At 59.9% G+C, this 354-nt stretch carries 1 protein-coding gene; it reads left to right on the top strand.

The genetic code is table 11. The features are described from left to right. Window positions 1–354: DUF6396 domain-containing protein (locus tag DWU98_RS22385; RefSeq protein WP_230474987.1), on the top strand; the 354-nt coding region annotated here is incomplete at both ends.

Below are 354 nucleotides of genomic sequence, written 5' to 3'. Positions count from 1 at the left end.
GGATACCGTTTCTGCGATGGTTCTTGAAGAAAGCTTCAAAGCCCCCCCTCCCGATAACGGGTTGTATTACCTTGCCCTCCCTAACGATCCCGAGCGCTCACGCCGCTACAACCTGATCGGCAAATTCATCGATCAAAACGACGGCCGCAATCCCAAAGTGCCGGACATCGACCAGATCGTGCCGCTGCCACCCGCGCAACTGCCGCCCTGGGATGGCACGTTCCAATGGCAAAAAGAGCAGGAACAGATTCCGTCCCAACCCTCGGATGAGCTGATCGAGCGGATGAGCAAAGCCAAGCGCCTCGATCCCGCCACCGGCTTGCCGTTGCCGCCGCCGCCGAAAACGGCCTTGGG

Origin of the sequence: Dyella monticola (assembly GCF_003363155.1) — a bacterium.
In the GTDB taxonomy this organism is placed as follows: Bacteria; Pseudomonadota; Gammaproteobacteria; order Xanthomonadales; family Rhodanobacteraceae; genus Dyella_B; species Dyella_B monticola.
The sequence above is the reverse complement of the archived record's forward strand: the minus strand, read 5'-3'. Positions and strand labels throughout refer to the sequence as shown.